The 15,205-nt window shown below is 64.6% G+C and carries 15 protein-coding genes; all 15 read left to right on the top strand.

The annotated features are described in order from the left end of the window. The first annotated feature begins 80 nt into the window (after positions 1 to 80). The 15 genes from VCJ71_RS01935 (at position 81) to VCJ71_RS02005 (ending at position 15,204) form a co-directional block, all read left to right on the top strand. Positions 81 to 698, top strand: a complete 618-nt coding sequence (locus VCJ71_RS01935; protein ID WP_324638657.1) for a hypothetical protein — start codon at positions 81 to 83, stop codon at positions 696 to 698. Positions 699 to 759: 61 nt separating this feature from the next. Beyond that, positions 760 to 1,518: a hypothetical protein gene (locus tag VCJ71_RS01940; protein WP_324638659.1), complete on the top strand. Its 759-nt coding sequence runs from the start codon at positions 760 to 762 to the stop codon at positions 1,516 to 1,518. 274 nt (positions 1,519 to 1,792) lie between these two features. After that, positions 1,793 to 3,805: an NADH-quinone oxidoreductase subunit NuoG gene (gene nuoG / locus VCJ71_RS01945; RefSeq protein WP_324638660.1), complete on the top strand. Its 2,013-nt coding sequence runs from the start codon at positions 1,793 to 1,795 to the stop codon at positions 3,803 to 3,805. Beyond that, the gene (locus VCJ71_RS01950; protein ID WP_324638662.1) at positions 3,802 to 4,071 is read left to right on the top strand and encodes a hypothetical protein; all 270 of its coding nucleotides are present in this window, start codon (positions 3,802 to 3,804) and stop codon (positions 4,069 to 4,071) included. The genes nuoG and VCJ71_RS01950 overlap by 4 nt, the downstream gene beginning before the upstream one ends. Further along, the gene (gene nuoH, locus VCJ71_RS01955) at positions 4,068 to 5,120 is read left to right on the top strand and encodes an NADH-quinone oxidoreductase subunit NuoH (RefSeq protein WP_324638664.1); all 1,053 of its coding nucleotides are present in this window, start codon (positions 4,068 to 4,070) and stop codon (positions 5,118 to 5,120) included. The genes VCJ71_RS01950 and nuoH overlap by 4 nt, the downstream gene beginning before the upstream one ends. Beyond that, positions 5,117 to 5,602: an NADH-quinone oxidoreductase subunit NuoI gene (nuoI, locus tag VCJ71_RS01960; protein ID WP_290134984.1), complete on the top strand. Its 486-nt coding sequence runs from the start codon at positions 5,117 to 5,119 to the stop codon at positions 5,600 to 5,602. Before nuoH ends, nuoI begins: the two co-directional genes overlap by 4 nt. 27 nt (positions 5,603 to 5,629) lie before the next feature. Then, entirely contained in the window at positions 5,630 to 6,253 is a 624-nt protein-coding gene (locus VCJ71_RS01965) for an NADH-quinone oxidoreductase subunit J (protein ID WP_324638666.1), read from the top strand. A 91-nt stretch (positions 6,254 to 6,344) separates the two neighbouring features. Beyond that, complete coding sequence (nuoK, locus tag VCJ71_RS01970) at positions 6,345 to 6,650, top strand: NADH-quinone oxidoreductase subunit NuoK (RefSeq protein ID WP_290134986.1); 306 nt, start codon at positions 6,345 to 6,347, stop codon at positions 6,648 to 6,650. 6 nt (positions 6,651 to 6,656) lie between these two features. Continuing rightward, entirely contained in the window at positions 6,657 to 8,717 is a 2,061-nt protein-coding gene (nuoL, locus tag VCJ71_RS01975) for an NADH-quinone oxidoreductase subunit L (RefSeq protein WP_324638668.1), read from the top strand. Next, the gene (locus tag VCJ71_RS01980; protein ID WP_324638670.1) at positions 8,717 to 10,276 is read left to right on the top strand and encodes an NADH-quinone oxidoreductase subunit M; all 1,560 of its coding nucleotides are present in this window, start codon (positions 8,717 to 8,719) and stop codon (positions 10,274 to 10,276) included. The genes nuoL and VCJ71_RS01980 overlap by 1 nt, the downstream gene beginning before the upstream one ends. Next, positions 10,276 to 11,742 carry an NADH-quinone oxidoreductase subunit NuoN gene (gene nuoN / locus VCJ71_RS01985; RefSeq protein WP_324638671.1) on the top strand — a complete coding sequence of 489 codons (1,467 nt, stop codon included), beginning with the start codon at positions 10,276 to 10,278 and terminating at the stop codon, positions 11,740 to 11,742. Before VCJ71_RS01980 ends, nuoN begins: the two co-directional genes overlap by 1 nt. A gap of 1 nt (position 11,743) precedes the next feature. After that, the gene (locus VCJ71_RS01990; protein ID WP_324638672.1) at positions 11,744 to 12,469 is read left to right on the top strand and encodes a biotin--[acetyl-CoA-carboxylase] ligase; all 726 of its coding nucleotides are present in this window, start codon (positions 11,744 to 11,746) and stop codon (positions 12,467 to 12,469) included. A gap of 2 nt (positions 12,470 to 12,471) precedes the next feature. Then, the gene (locus VCJ71_RS01995; protein WP_324638673.1) at positions 12,472 to 13,248 is read left to right on the top strand and encodes a type III pantothenate kinase; all 777 of its coding nucleotides are present in this window, start codon (positions 12,472 to 12,474) and stop codon (positions 13,246 to 13,248) included. Beyond that, the gene (locus tag VCJ71_RS02000) at positions 13,245 to 14,891 is read left to right on the top strand and encodes a ribonuclease J (RefSeq protein WP_324638674.1); all 1,647 of its coding nucleotides are present in this window, start codon (positions 13,245 to 13,247) and stop codon (positions 14,889 to 14,891) included. The genes VCJ71_RS01995 and VCJ71_RS02000 overlap by 4 nt, the downstream gene beginning before the upstream one ends. 19 nt (positions 14,892 to 14,910) lie before the next feature. Continuing rightward, positions 14,911 to 15,204 carry a DUF1467 family protein gene (locus tag VCJ71_RS02005; RefSeq protein WP_324640853.1) on the top strand — a complete coding sequence of 98 codons (294 nt, stop codon included), beginning with the start codon at positions 14,911 to 14,913 and terminating at the stop codon, positions 15,202 to 15,204. The last annotated feature ends 1 nt before the right edge of the window (position 15,205 follow it).

The following is a 15,205-nucleotide window of genomic DNA, read 5'->3' on the forward strand; positions in this document are numbered from 1 at the left end:
TCACGATTTTCCAGGGGACCGTTCTGATGACCAAATTCTTCCTTTCCGCCGCAGCCGTCGCTGCCGTTGCCATGCCGTCGATGGCGGCAGCCCAGCAGGCGCAGCCCAGCGCCGCCGACTTGCGACCGAACTCCGATTTCAAGCAGCAGTTCGAGGAGCGTCAGCTGTTTGCGCAGCCGGAGAAAGCAAGTACGGCCTATCTGGAATCGCAAAAGATCGCCCGCTGCCTGAATGGGCGCGGCGTGTCCGACGACATCATCGGCGGGGCACTTTCCGACGACGCGGACTATACGGCGCTCACGACTTCGCTGAAGGGTGACAGCCGCGCATGCCTGCGCGACACCATGGGCGGGCTGCCGATGATGGTGTCGTCTTCGCTCGCCGAAGAACGCCTCAAGGACATGACCTTTGAAGATCGCGCGATAGAGATGGATATGTCCGTTGCGGAGCCGTTCTACACCCCGGCTGATGGCGTCGCGACCATCGATCACATCGGTCGCTGCATGGCTGTCTATTCGCCTGGCCTCACGAATAAGGTCTTCGCCACCCGTCCGGGCAGCGATGCGGAGATGGACGCCTTGGCTTTGCTCTATCGCGTGACTTGGGAATGCGGTGTTTCGGAAGTGCCGGAAGGCGTGCCCACCGCGTTCCAGCGGGTGGCCTTGGCCCACGCGCTTTACGATTGGTCGCAGCTGTAAATTCACACTTGGTTCATCGGTCGGCTCCCACGTTTTCGCTTTGAAAACAGGGAGACGACTCATGATCAAGGCACTTTCCGGCGCACTCGCTACGGCAGCACTGCTCGCGGCAATTCCGGCCGCGGCGCAGGAATCGCAGAACAATTCGTCGGACAATCGCCAGCGCGATCCGAATCCCCAGTTCCAAGCCGACCGATCCGGGCTCGAGACCGGCGTTTTTCCGCGCAATGGATTGTACGAAGTCAGCATGGGTGAAGTCCTCGCCCGTGAGCCGCGCGAATTCGATCTCGCCTATGCCGGCGCGCATCGCATCGGCTCGTGCCTCGTCCAAGCGGAAGGCTATCGTCAATTTGAAGACATTTTTGCCGACACGCGCGGTCAGCGACGCCTGGTGCAGATCGCCCAAGGCAATGATCTGTGCTTCAGTCGCGGTGCTCGCTACTCGCTCGGACTGATCGGTCCCGTGATGGCAGAGAAGCTTGCAATCGCAAGGTCGGAGCCTCTGCCGCTGGAAAGCCTGGCTGTCACGTCCGAATACGCGGCATCCTTCATCGGGGCCGACGAGCTGCAGACAACGCCGCTCGACACCTATTCGCGCTGTCTTGTCGCCACCGCACCGATGCAAGCATTCGCGGTGTTCTATACCGAGGTCGGGAGCCGGTATGAACGTGCGGCCCTGTCGGCTCTGGAAACCGCGACCGACCAGTGCGCGTCGCTCGAGCCGGAAGAGGACATGCGACCGAGCCTGCAACGCGCCACGCTAGCCTTTGCCGCATTCGATTGGGCAAAGCGTCTCGGTACTGACCCCGCAGGGTCCTGACCGCTTACGAAAAGGCGGGATTTTAAGGGCAAAACGCCTTGCCTTCGCGCGCTCGGTGGACCATTGGGGCACCGAGTCCAGCGCGGCCCGTCTCGCGCCGATGCATGACCCGCTGGCAGGCCTGAAAGCCTGCATCCAAGGCGGAGCGATTGCCCGGCACCGAAACGGATAGCGCGCCCGGCCCGGCACCCGCCCGGCCTGGCGCGCTTTCCCGCATCACGGACCGCCGAATTCACCCAAGGTCCGCAGCGCGGGCCGCGACGCGGATGCAGCGATGCCCAAGGTCACAGTAGACGGACAGGAAACGGAAGTTCCGGACGGCGCGACCGTCCTCCAGGCGTGCGAGATCGCCGGCAAGGAAATTCCGCGCTTCTGCTACCACGAAAGGCTCAGCATCGCCGGCAACTGCCGCATGTGCCTTGTCGAGGTGAAGCCCGGGCCGCCCAAGCCGCAGGCCAGCTGCGCGCTCCCGGCCACCGAAGGCCAGGAAATCCGCACCGACAGCGAGATGGTCAAGAAGGCGCGCGAAGGGGTGATGGAGTTCCTCCTCATCAACCACCCGCTCGATTGCCCGATCTGCGACCAGGGCGGCGAATGCGACCTGCAGGACCAGGCCATGACCTATGGCCGCGGCGCCTCGCGCTATGACGAGAACAAGCGCGCCGTCACGTCCAAGAACATGGGTCCGCTGATCAAGACGATCATGACCCGCTGCATCCATTGCACCCGCTGCGTGCGCTTCTCCGAAGAGATCGCCGGGGTCGATGAAATCGGAGCGCTGTATCGCGGCGAGGACATGCAGATCACCACCTACCTCGAACAGGCCGCGCGGCACGAACTCTCCGCCAACGTGATCGACCTGTGCCCGGTCGGCGCGCTGACGAGCCGGCCCTATGCCTACGAAGCGCGTCCGTGGGAGCTGAAGAAGACGCTCAGCATCGATGTGTCGGACGCGGTGGGGGCGAACATCCGCCTCGACAGCCGGGGGAGCGAGATCCTGCGCGCCCTGCCACGCGTCAACGACGACGTGAACGAGGAGTGGTTGTCCGACAAGGGGCGCTACATGGTTGACGGGCTGGCCCGTCGCCGCCTCGACAAGGTGTGGATCCGCAAGAAGGGCAAGCTGGCCGAGGCGAGCTGGGACGATGCATTCAAGGCCATTGCCAAGCCTCTGAAACAAAATGATAAGTCCAGCATCGCCGCCATCGCCGGCGACCTCGTCGATTGCGAGACGATGTTCGCCGCCAAGGCGCTGCTGGGCGCGCTCGGCAGCGACATGCTCGAAGGCCGACAGACCGGCATGGACTACGACGTGTCCAGCCTCTCCGCCGTCGCTTTCAATACCACCTTTGCGGAGATCGAGAACGCCGATGCGATCCTGATTGTCGGCAGCCAGGTCCGCGACGAGGCCCCGTTGGCCAACGTGCGCCTGCGCAAGGCGGCGAAGCGCGGGGCGAAGGTCTTCGTGGTCGGGCCGGAGTGGGAAACGACCTACCCGGCGGAATTCCTCGGCGACGATGCGGGCGTGCTGCACGACCTGCCGGGCCACGTTGCCGATGCGATGAAGGCGGCCGAGCGGCCGGCGATCATCGTCGGCGGGGCAGGGCTCGCCAAGGGCGCGCTCGCCCCCGCGCTGGCCTTGGCCGAGACCTTTGGCGTTGTGACCGATGGCTGGAACGGCTTCAACGTGCTGCACATGGCCGCCAGCCGCATGGGCGGGCTGATGCTCGGCTATGCGCAGAAAGGCGGCATTGCCGATATCGCCAAGGCGGCGCCGACAGTGCTGCTCGCGCTGGGCGCGGACGAGGTCGACTTCGCACCGTTTGCTGACAGCCTGAAGGTCTATATCGGCCATCACGGCGACAAGGGTGCGCATGCGGCGGACATCATCCTGCCGGCGGCCTCCTACGCCGAAAAGGACGGGACCTACGTCAACACCGAAGGCCGCGTGCAATACGCGGAAAAAGCGGTGTTTGCGCCGGGCGATGCGCGCGAGGACTGGACGATCCTGCGCGCGCTGGCCGACGCGCTGGGCGTCGATGTCGGCTTCGACACGTTCGGGCAGTTGCAGTCCGCGATGATCAGGGCCGTGCCGGCGCTGGGGCAGGAAGGCCTGGCCGATTACGGCGCGCTCCCCAAGGCGGACGGCAAGGCGAAGGCTTCGGGCCAGATCGCCCACCCGATCGCCGACCACTACCTCACCAACCCGATCGCGCGGGCCAGTGCGGTGATGCAGCAGTGCAGCGCCGAGCTGCGCGGCGCCGACCTGGCGGAGGCGGCGGAATGAACTTCTATCGCGCCGTCGCGGGCAAGGCCGGAATGTTTCTGGTGTGGATCGCGCTCATCCTGTTCGTGGCCACCTTCGTCCTCGGCGTCCTCACCATGCGCGATACGGCGGCCATGAGCACGCAGTTCGGCGGGGAAAGCGGGCTGACGCCGCAATCCCTGATCGTCACGCTGGTGCAGGCGCTCAACTCCGCAGTCTGGCCGCTGGTCGGCGTGGGCATCATCTTCGCCCTCGAAGCGCGCAGCGGCGGGAGCACGTTCGAATGACCGAGACTTTCATCTCCTGGGGCATGGACCCGAACTGGGCGTGGTTCGTCGCGACCATTGCGGGCATCCTGCTGATCGCCTTGCCGCTGATGCTGAGCGTGGCGATGATCATCTATGTCGACCGCAAGGTCTGGGCAGCGATCAACCTGCGCCGCGGGCCCAATGTGGTCGGTCCCTTCGGCCTGCTGCAGAGTTTTGCGGACGGACTGAAGGTGTTCCTGCAGGAAACCATCATCCCGGCGGCGGCCAACAAGGGCCTGTTCCTGCTTGCGCCGATCATCACCTTTACCGTGGCCTTGCTCGCCTGGGCGGTGATCCCGTTCAATTCGGGCGCGGTGCTTGCCGATATCAACGTCGGGCTGCTCTATATCTTCGCGGTCAGTTCCCTAGGTGTTTACGGAGTCGTGATTTCCGGCTGGGCGTCGAATTCGAAATACCCGTTCTTCAGCTCGATGCGGGCAGCCGCGCAGATGATTTCCTATGAGGTCTCGATCGGTTTCATCCTGATCTGCGTCGTCCTTTACGCCGGCACGTTCAACATGAACGAGATCATCGAAAGCCAGCGCGGCCACGGCCTCGGCATCGTCAACGGCTACTGGTTCAATTTGCTGCTGTTCCCGATCTGGGTGATGTTCTTCATTTCCAGCCTCGCCGAAACCGCGCGCGTGCCGTTCGACCTGACCGAGGCGGAAAGCGAGCTCGTCGCGGGGTACCAGACCGAATATTCCTCCATGAGCTTCGCGCTGTTCTGGCTCGGCGAGTATGCCAACATCCTCCTGATGTGCTCGCTCAACACGATCCTGTTCTTCGGCGGCTGGCTGCCCCCGATTGACTGGGCGCCGCTGTACGAAGTGCCGGGCTTCATCTGGTTCCTGCTGAAGACGTTCTTCTTCTTCTTCATGTTCAGCTGGGTGATGGCGACCGTGCCGCGCTACCGCTATGACCAGCTGATGCGGCTCGGCTGGAAGGTTTTCCTGCCGATGAGCCTGATCTTCGTCGCCGTGATTTCCGGCTGGCTGATGCTTACCCGATATGGAGGTGCGGCATGACCGTCGCCCAGCTCGTCAAGTCGTTCACCCTTTGGGAGTTCGTGAAGGCGCACGCCCTCACGCTGAAGTATTTCTTCAAGCCCAAGGTTACGATCAACTACCCGTTCGAGAAGAACAAGCTGAGCCCGCGTTTCCGCGGCGAGCATGCGCTGCGCCGCTACCCGAACGGCGAGGAACGCTGCATCGCGTGCAAGCTGTGCGAAGCCGTGTGCCCCGCGCAGGCCATCACCATCGACGCCGAACCGCGCGAGGACGGCAGCCGCCGCACCACGCGCTACGACATCGACATGACCAAGTGCATCTACTGCGGTTTCTGCCAGGAAGCCTGCCCGGTCGATGCCGTGGTCGAAGGGCCCAATTTCGAATACGCGACCGAAACGCGCGAGGAACTGCTCTACGACAAGGCGAAATTGCTGGCGAACGGGGACAAGTGGGAGCGGGCGATCGCCGCGAACCTTGAAGCCGACGCGCCCTATCGCTAGGCGGCGCGCGAGACCACACGGGGCATCATGATCCAGACCTTAGCCTTCTACCTGTTCGCCTTCATGGTGATCGCGTCGGCGACGCTCGTCATCATGGCGCGCAACCCGGTGCATTCGGTCATGTGGCTGATCCTCGCCTTCTTCAACGCCGCGGGCCTGATGGTCATCGCCGGCGCGGAATTCATCGCGATGCTGCTGGTGATCGTCTACGTGGGCGCGGTCGCGGTGCTGTTCCTGTTCGTGGTGATGATGCTCGACATCGATTTCGCGGAGCTTCGCGCAGGCTTCATCCGCAACTTCCCGCTGGGCATCGCGATTGCCGCCGTGCTGCTGGCGGAACTGGTGCTGGGCATCGGTGCCTATCGCGCCGGTGCGCTTGAACTCGGCACCCCGAGCGGTGCTGCGGCCCCGCTGGCCGGGCAGAGTAATATCGAGAATGTCGGCGTGCTGCTCTACACCCGCTATCTCTTCCTGTTTGAACTGGCCGGCATCGTCCTGCTGGTGGCGATGATCGGCGCGATCGTGCTGACCCACCGGAAGCCTGCCGCCGGACGCCGCGGCCACCAGAACATCGCGAAGCAGAATGCGCGCAATCCGAACGAGGCGACCGTGATGAAGCAGCCGCAAGTGGGCGAGGGGGTCGAACTGTGATCGGCATTTTCCCAACCCCGCTCGTCCTGAGCCTGTCGAAGGACGGTTGCGCAGGATGCTTCGACAGGCTCAGCATGAGTGGAGAGAACGCATGATCGGCATCGAACATTATCTCGTCGTCAGCTCGATCCTGTTCGTGCTCGGCGTGCTCGGCATCTTCCTCAACCGGAAGAACGTTATCGTCATCCTGATGGCGATTGAGCTCATCCTGCTGAGCGTGAACATCAACCTCGTCGCCTTCAGCGCCTTCCTCGGCGACCTGACGGGCCAGGTCTTCGCCATGTTCGTACTGACCGTCGCTGCGGCCGAAGCCGCCATCGGCCTTGCCATCCTGGTCATCTATTTCCGCCGCCGCGGCACGATCGCGGTCGACGATGTCAGCCAGATGAAGGGCTAACGCGCCGTGCAATCGATCCTGATCATCGTCTTCCTGCCCCTGTTCGCGGCCATCGTCGCCGGGCTGGGCAACCGGATGCTCGGCAACACCGTCGCCAAGTCGATCACGACCGGCGCGCTGCTGGTCGCCTGCGGCCTGAGCTGGCCGATCTTCCTCGGCTTCCTTAGCGGGAGCGCGGAGGCGACTGTCGTTCCCGTGCTCCAGTGGGTGCAATCGGGCGACCTGACCTTCGACTGGGCGCTGCGCGTCGATACGCTGACCGCCGTGATGCTGGTGGTGATCACCACCGTCTCCGCATTGGTGCACGTCTACAGCTGGGGTTATATGGAGGAGGACCCGGACCAGCCGCGTTTCTTCGCCTATCTCAGCCTCTTCACCTTCGCCATGCTGATGCTGGTGACCGCCGACAACCTCGTCCAGATGTTCTTCGGCTGGGAAGGGGTGGGCCTGGCATCGTACCTCCTCATCGGATTCTGGTTCCGCAAGCCGAGCGCCAATGCCGCCGCGATCAAGGCCTTCGTGGTCAACCGCGTCGGCGACCTCGGTTTCATGCTGGGTATCTTCGGCGTGTTCTTGGTGTTCCAGACCACTTCCATAGCCGAGATCAATGCGAACGCCGCAGGCATGGCGGGCAGCACGATCGGTTTCCTCGGCTACCGCGTCGACACGCTGACGGTGCTGTGCATCCTCCTGTTCATCGGGGCGATGGGCAAATCGGCGCAGCTCGGCCTGCACACCTGGCTTCCCGACGCGATGGAGGGGCCGACGCCCGTTTCCGCGCTGATCCACGCCGCCACCATGGTTACCGCCGGCGTCTTCATGGTCTGCCGCCTGTCGCCGTTGTTCGAAACCTCGCCCATCGCGCTCGGCTTCGTGACCACCATCGGCGCGGCCACCTGCCTGTTCGCCGCCACGGTCGGGACCACGCAGTGGGACATCAAGCGGGTCATCGCCTATTCCACCTGCTCGCAGCTCGGCTACATGTTCTTTGCCGCCGGCGTTGGTGCTTACGGCGCGGCGATGTTCCACCTCTTCACCCACGCCTTCTTCAAGGCGCTGTTGTTCCTCGGCGCCGGCAGTGTGATCCACGCGATGCACCACGAACAGGACATGCGGTACTACGGCGGCCTGCGTAAGGAAATCCCGCTTACCTTCTGGGCGATGATGGCCGGTACGCTGGCGATCACCGGGGTCGGCATTTACGACCTGCACGTCGGTTTCGCAGGGTTCTGGTCCAAGGACGCGATCCTCGAGGTCGCTTACGCCCGTGGCGGCAACTTCGGCACCGGCGCGTTCTGGGTCGGCGCCTTTGCCGCCCTGCTGACCAGCTTCTACAGCTGGCGCCTGATGTTCCTTACCTTCTGGGGCAAGCCGCGCTGGGCGCAGAGCGAGCACATCCGGCACGCAGTCCATCACGGGCACGACCAGCCGGACGAGCACAATCCGCCCGTCCAGGAAGACGCCGGCCAGCTTCACGACCATCACGTGCCCGCTGCCGACCAGAAGGAAGGCACCGGCGGCTATCACCCGCACGAAAGCCCGTGGGTCATGCTCGTGCCGCTTGCCGTTCTGGCACTGGGCGCGGTGTTTGCGGGACAGGTATTTGCCGGCAACTTCCTCGACGAGGCAGGCTTCTGGAACGGCGCGATCGCCTACAACGCAGAACTGATGCACGCGATGCACGAGGTGCCGAAGTGGGTGAAATACACCGCCCTCGTCGTCATGCTGCTCGGCTTGCTGGGTGCCTGGTACGCCTACATCCGCAACACGGACGTGCCTGAGGAAACCACGCGCCAGCTCGGCCCGATCTACAACTTCGTGCACAACAAGTGGTATTTCGACGAGCTGTACGCCCTGCTGTTCGTGAAGCCGGCCTTCTGGCTCGGCCGCAAGCTGTGGATCATCGGCGACAAGGGCATCATCGACCGCTTCGGGCCCGATGGCGCGGCATGGGCCGTGTCGAAGGGTAGCGGGGTCGCCTCGCGCGTCCAGTCCGGCTCGCTCAACGCCTATGCGCTGGTGATGCTCCTCGGCCTTGTCGCCGCCGTGACTTGGGTGCTTTTCTGATGGGGGGCTTTCCGATCCTTTCCGTAATGCTCCTCGTGCCGCTCGCGGCTGCGATCGCATGCCTGTTCCTCGATGCGAAAACCGCGCGGATGACGGCGCTGGCCGCCACGCTCATCGACCTTGCGCTCGGCATTGCGCTGTGGGCCAATTACGACATCGGCGGGGCGCAGTGGCAGTTCGTGGAAAGCGCGCCGCTCTTCGCAGGCTTCTCCTACGCGCTCGGCATCGACGGGATCGCGCTGCTGCTGATCGTCCTCAGCGTGTTCCTGATGCCGATCTGCATCCTCGCCAGCTGGGACGCGATCGACAAGCGCGTCGGCGAATACATGGCCGCCTTCCTCATCATGGAAGTGCTGATGATCGGCGTTTTCGCCGCGCAGGACATCTTCCTGTTCTACATCTTCTTCGAAGCCGGCCTGATCCCGATGTACCTGATCATCGGTGTGTGGGGCGGGGTCGACAGGATCTACGCCAGCTACAAGTTCTTCCTCTACACGCTGCTCGGCTCCGTGCTGATGCTGGTGGCGATGCTGTGGATGGTGAACACGGCGGGCACCACCGACATTCCCACGCTGATGCAGTTCGATTTTGCGCCCGAAGCGCAGACGTGGCTGTGGCTCGCCTTCTTCGCCAGCTTCGCCGTGAAGATGCCGATGTGGCCGGTCCACACTTGGCTGCCCGACGCGCACGTGCAGGCGCCCACGGCGGGCTCGGTCATCCTGGCAGGCGTGCTGCTGAAGATGGGCGGCTACGGCTTCATCCGCTTCAGCCTGCCGATGTTCCCGGAAGCATCCGCGCAGTTCACGCCGCTGATCCTCGGCCTGTCGATGGTCGCGGTGGTCTACGCCAGCCTCGTCGCGCTGGTGCAGAGCGACATGAAGAAGCTTATCGCCTATTCCTCGGTCGCCCACATGGCGATCGTGACGGCGGGCCTCTTCGCCTTCAACGTCCAGGGCCTCGAAGGCGCGATGATCATGATGCTCAGCCATGGCCTCGTCTCGGGTGCGCTGTTCCTGTGCGTCGGCGTGATCTACGACCGGCTGCACACGCGCGAGATCGACCGCTACGGCGGGCTCGCGATCAACATGCCCTATTACGCGCTGTTCTTCCTGCTGTTCACCATGGCCAGCATCGGCCTGCCCGGCACCAGCGGCTTCGTCGCCGAATTCCTAAGCCTCGCGGGTGTCTACGAGGTCAGCAGCACGGCGACTTTCGTGCTGACGACCGGCATCATCCTGGGCGCCGGCTACATGCTCTACCTCTATCGCCGCGTCGCATTCGGCGGGCAGGTGAACGAGGATGCGGCCGCCATGCGCGACATGAATGCGCGCGAATGGATCATCATGGCCCCCATCGCGGCCGCCGTGCTGTGGATGGGCGTCTATCCGGAAAGCTTCCTTGCACCGATGCGCAGCGACATCGCCGCGCTGGAAGCCCGCGTCGCGCGCGCCGCGCCGCAAGGCGACGCGAAACTGACCGCGCCGGACCCGGAAGCGGTCGCGGCATTGCAGGCAAAGGCCGAAGCGGCCGCAGAGCACGGTTCTGAGGGGGACCACTGATGGAACTCAAGACCTCCCTCCTGCTGATGCTGCCCGAGCTGGTATTCAGCGTCTCGGGCCTCGTCCTGCTGCTGATGTGCGCCTGGATGGGCGACAAGGCCGCGCGCCTCATCTCGATCCTGACCGCCACCGTGCTCGGCGCCGGTTTCGTCATGGTCCTGCCGCTCGCGATCGGCGGGGCGTCGGGTCCCGACACGATCGCCTTCTTCGGCCAACTTCGCGCCGATGCCTTCGCCAGCTTCGCCAAGCTGCTGATCTACCTGTCGGGCATTGCCGCGCTGATGATCGCGCCGAAGTTCTTCGGCCGCATCGGCGCGATGCGCGGCGAATATGCGGTGCTGATCCTTTTTGCCACGCTGGGCATGAGCGTGATGGTGTCGGCGACCGACCTCGTTTCCCTCTACATCGGCCTCGAACTCAGCAGCCTTGCGGCTTACGTGATGGCGGCGTTCCTGCGCGAGGATGACCGTTCCGCCGAAGCCGGCCTGAAGTATTTTGTCCTCGGCTCGCTCGCCAGCGGCATCCTGCTGTTCGGCATGAGCCTGACGTACGGCTTCACCGGCACGACGAACTTCGCCGGCATCAGCGCGGCGATGGGGGCGGACCTGTCCACCGGCGCGCTGTTCGGCCTGATCTTCGTGCTGGCTGGCCTCGCATTCAAGATCAGCGCGGTGCCGTTCCACATGTGGACGCCCGACGTGTACGAAGGCGCGCCCACGCCGGTGACGACCTTCTTCGCGACCGCTCCCAAGGTCGCTGCCATCGCGTTGCTGACCCGCGTGTCGATCTCCGCCTTCGGCAGCGTTGCGAGCGCGTGGCAACAGGTCGTGATCTTCGCGGCGCTCGCCTCGATCGTCTGGGGCGCGCTCGGTGCGATCGGCCAGTCGAACCTCAAGCGACTGCTCGCCTATTCCTCGATCAACAACGTCGGCTTCATCCTGATCGGCCTCGCCGCGGCGACTGTTGCCGGGGTGAGCGGCGTCCTCGTCTATCTCGTCATCTATGTCGCGATGTCGATCGGCAGCTTCGTTGCCGTGCTGATGCTGCGCGATGCAGAGGGTGCGCCGCTGGAGCGTGTGTCCGACATCGCCGGTCTCAGCCGCACGCGGCCGATCCTCGCCCTATGCATTGCCGCGCTGATGTTCAGCCTGGCCGGCATCCCGCCGCTGTTCGGGTTCTGGGGCAAGTTCGTGGTGTTCCAGGCCGCGGTGGAGGCCGACATGCTCGCGCTCGCCGCCATCGGTATCGCCGCCAGCGTGATCGGGGCGTTCTATTACATCAAGATCGTGAAGGTCATGTATTTTGACGATCCCGCGGGGACCGCAACCGGCGAGGCGGAGACCTCGCAATGGGTCCTGCTCGGCCTCAGCGCGCTGTTCATCTCGCCGCTCGGCTATCTGCTGACGCCGTGGCTGGGCCAGATGGCAGACAAGGCGGCAGCCGTGCTGTTCGCAACCATCGGCTGATTTGAACCCACGTATCGAAATATTGGCGGAAACCGGCTCTACCAACGCCGACCTTGCCGCGCGCCTCGCTTCCGGCGAGCATGTCGCCGAAGGCGCGTGGCTGGTGGCCGATCGCCAGACCGCAGGGAAGGGCAGGCAGGGCCGCGCCTGGTCCGATGGCAGCGGCAATTTCATGGGTTCGACGATCGTGAGGCGCGGACCGAACGATCCTGCCGCGCCCACGCTCGCCCTGCTGGCGGGTCTCGCCCTCTACGAAACGGTCTCGCCGCTGGTCGCAGGTGCCGCCCCGCTGGCGCTGAAATGGCCCAACGACCTGATGCTCGGCGGCGCCAAGCTCGCCGGCATCCTTCTGGAAGGCGTCGGCGATGCGGTCATCGTGGGCATCGGCGTCAACCTGGCGCAGGCTCCCGACCTGCCCGACCGCAGGACCGCCGCACTGGCCGACCTCGGCCCCGCTCCCGACCGGGACCTGTTCGCCCGCGAGCTTGCGAGCATCTGGATCGTCGAGCTCGATCGCTGGCGCCAGTTCGGTCTCGACCCCGTCCTGCGCCGCTGGACAGCGCTGGCCCACGCCGCCGGCAGCAACCTCACAGTGCACGAACCCGACGGCACGACCGTATCCGGCGCATTTGCAGGGCTGGCGCAGGACGGGGCGTTGCAGCTAAGGCTGGCGGACGGAAACACCCGCATCGTCCACGCCGGCGATGTGCACTGGGAAGGACGCTGACCATGCTGCTCGCCGCCGATGTCGGAAACACCAACGTCGTCTTCGCCCTGTTCGACGGCGAAACGCTGCGCGGCCGCTGGCGGATTGCGACCGATCCGCGCCGCACGGGGGACGAATACGCCGTGTGGTTGCTCCAGCTGCTGGAAATCGAGGGCGTGGGCCGCGACGCGATCACGCAGATCGTCTTCGCATCCGTGGTCCCGCGCGCCGATCACAACCTGACCGTGCTGTCGGAAAAATATTTCGGCATCACGCCCATCTTCGCAGGGCAGGGCGATGCGGCCTGGCGGTTCCAGATCGATGTCGACCAGCCCAGCTCGCTCGGCGCGGACCGCGCGCTCAACATCCTTGCCGCGCACCAGAAATACGGCGGCGACCTGATCGTGATCGACTTCGGCACCGCGACGAAATTCGAGGCGATCGATTTCACCGGCGCCTACAAGGGCGGCAGCATCGCTCCCGGGATCAACCTCTCGCTCGATGCATTGGTGGGCAAGACGGCCAAGCTTCCCCGCATCGCCATCCGTGCCCCCGAAAGCGATTCCGTGATCGGAAAGAACACCGAAGAACAGATGCTTATCGGGGTATTTTGGGGCTACGTGGCAATGATGGAAGGCATCGTTGCGCGAATGAAGGCGGAAATCGGCCGGCCTGCGAAAGTGGTCGCCACGGGCGGCCTCGCCATCCTGTTCGACGAGGCGACCGATATTTTCGACCACGTCGACGCCGACCTCACCATCGAAGGGCTGCGCATCGTGGCCCGGCAAGCGAGTTCATGAAAACAGATTACACGCCCGAAAACGAACTCCTCTTCCTCGCGCTGGGCGGGTCGGGCGAGATCGGCATGAACGTCAACCTGTACGGCTGCGACGGCAAGTGGCTGATGGTCGACTGCGGGATGACTTTCAGCGGAGGCGAATATCCCGGCGTCGATCTCGTGTTCGCCGAAATGGACTTCATCGAGGACCGGCGCGACGACCTGCTCGGCATCGTCCTTACCCACGCGCACGAGGACCATATCGGGGCGCTCCCGTACTTTGCGGACGAGCTCGGCGTGCCTCTCTATGCCACCCCCTTCACCGCCGACCTGATCGAACGCAAGCTGCAGGAAGCCGGCATCGCGGGCGATATCGAGCTCAACATCATCCCCGACGATCACGGCGATTTCGACCTGGGCCCGTTCAGCATCACCTATATCCCGCTTGCCCACTCGATCGCGGAAGGCAACGCGCTGCTGATCGATACGCCTTACGGCCGCATCTTCCACACGGGCGACTGGAAGCTGGACGAGGAGCCGGTGATCGGCGAGCCGGCGACGGAAGAGGAACTGCAGGACATCGGCGACGAAGGCGTGCTGGCGCTGGTGTGCGATTCCACCAACGTCTTCAACCCGAACCCTTCGGGCAGCGAAGGCGCGGTCTATCGCGGCCTGCTGGACGAGGTGCGCAAGCATTCCGGCAAGCGCGTGCTCGTCACGACCTTTGCTTCCAACGTGGCGCGGTTGCAGACGCTCGGCGCGGTGGCGGAGGAAACGGGGCGTAAGCTTGTCGTCGCCGGGCGCTCGCTCGACCGGATGATCGATGCGGCGCAGAACAACGGCTATCTCGAAGACCTGCCCGACATCGTCGATTTCGACACCGCGATGTCCCTGCCGCGCGGCGAGGTCATGATCATCGCGACCGGCGGACAGGGCGAACCGCGCGCCGCCCTGTCGCGGATTGCTGAGGAGAACCACCCGCTCGAGCTGACGCGCGGCGACGTGGTGCTGTTTTCCAGCCGCCAGATCCCGGGGAACGAGATTTCCATCGGCAAGGTGCAGAACCGGCTTGCCGAGCGCGGGATCGTGATGATCACCGACCGGCAGAGCATGATCCACGTGTCCGGCCATCCCGGCCGGCCCGAGCTGGAAGCGCTCTATTCCTGGCTTGGGCCCGACATCCTGGTGCCCGTCCATGGCGAGCGGCGGCACATGGAGGAACAGGCGCGGCTGGGCGCTGCATCGGGCATCGAGCACAATGTCGTGCAATCCAACGGCGATATCGTACGCCTCGCACCGGGCCGGCCGGGCCGGATCGGGCAGATCGAGACCGGGCGCCTCGTGCTGGATGGCGACATGATCGTGCCGGCCAACGGCGAAGCGATCACCATGCGCCGCCGGATGGCAGGCGATGGCGTGCTGCTGGTTGCCTTGTTCAACCACGGCCCGCAGATTGAGGGCATCGGCCTCCCGCTAGACGAGGATTACGATGCTTTCATCGACGAGGCGAAGGCGGACGTGACCAAGGCGCTCGCCAAGCTGAAAGGCGCAGCCCGCCGGGACCGTGACCAGATCAGCGAAACGGCACGCCTCGCCGCCCGCCGCTGCGCCCAGCGGTGGACCGGCAAGAAGCCCCAGACGCGCGTGATGCTGCCGGAGGGGTAGGGCGATGGGATGGATTTCGATGCAGTGGACTTCGGTCCTCGCGATCTACGTCCTCTTCTGGGCGCTGACCGCTTTCGTCCTGCTGCCCTTCGGCATTCGCGCGGCCTCCGACCAAGGGGTCGATCCCGAAGACCGCATTCCCGGCCAGGCGGACAGCGCACCGGTCAACTTCCGCCCGGGCAGGCTTGTCCTTCGCGCGACCATCATCGCGGCGATCCTGTGCGCGCTCTATATCGCGAATTACGAGGCGGGCTGGATCACCGCCAGCGATCTCGACATGACGCAATACCTCCTGCCGGAAGGCAAGCGCTAGG

It is taken from the genome of Pseudoblastomonas aquimaris, assembly GCF_035481675.1.
Classification (GTDB): domain Bacteria; phylum Pseudomonadota; class Alphaproteobacteria; order Sphingomonadales; family Sphingomonadaceae; genus Alteriqipengyuania_B.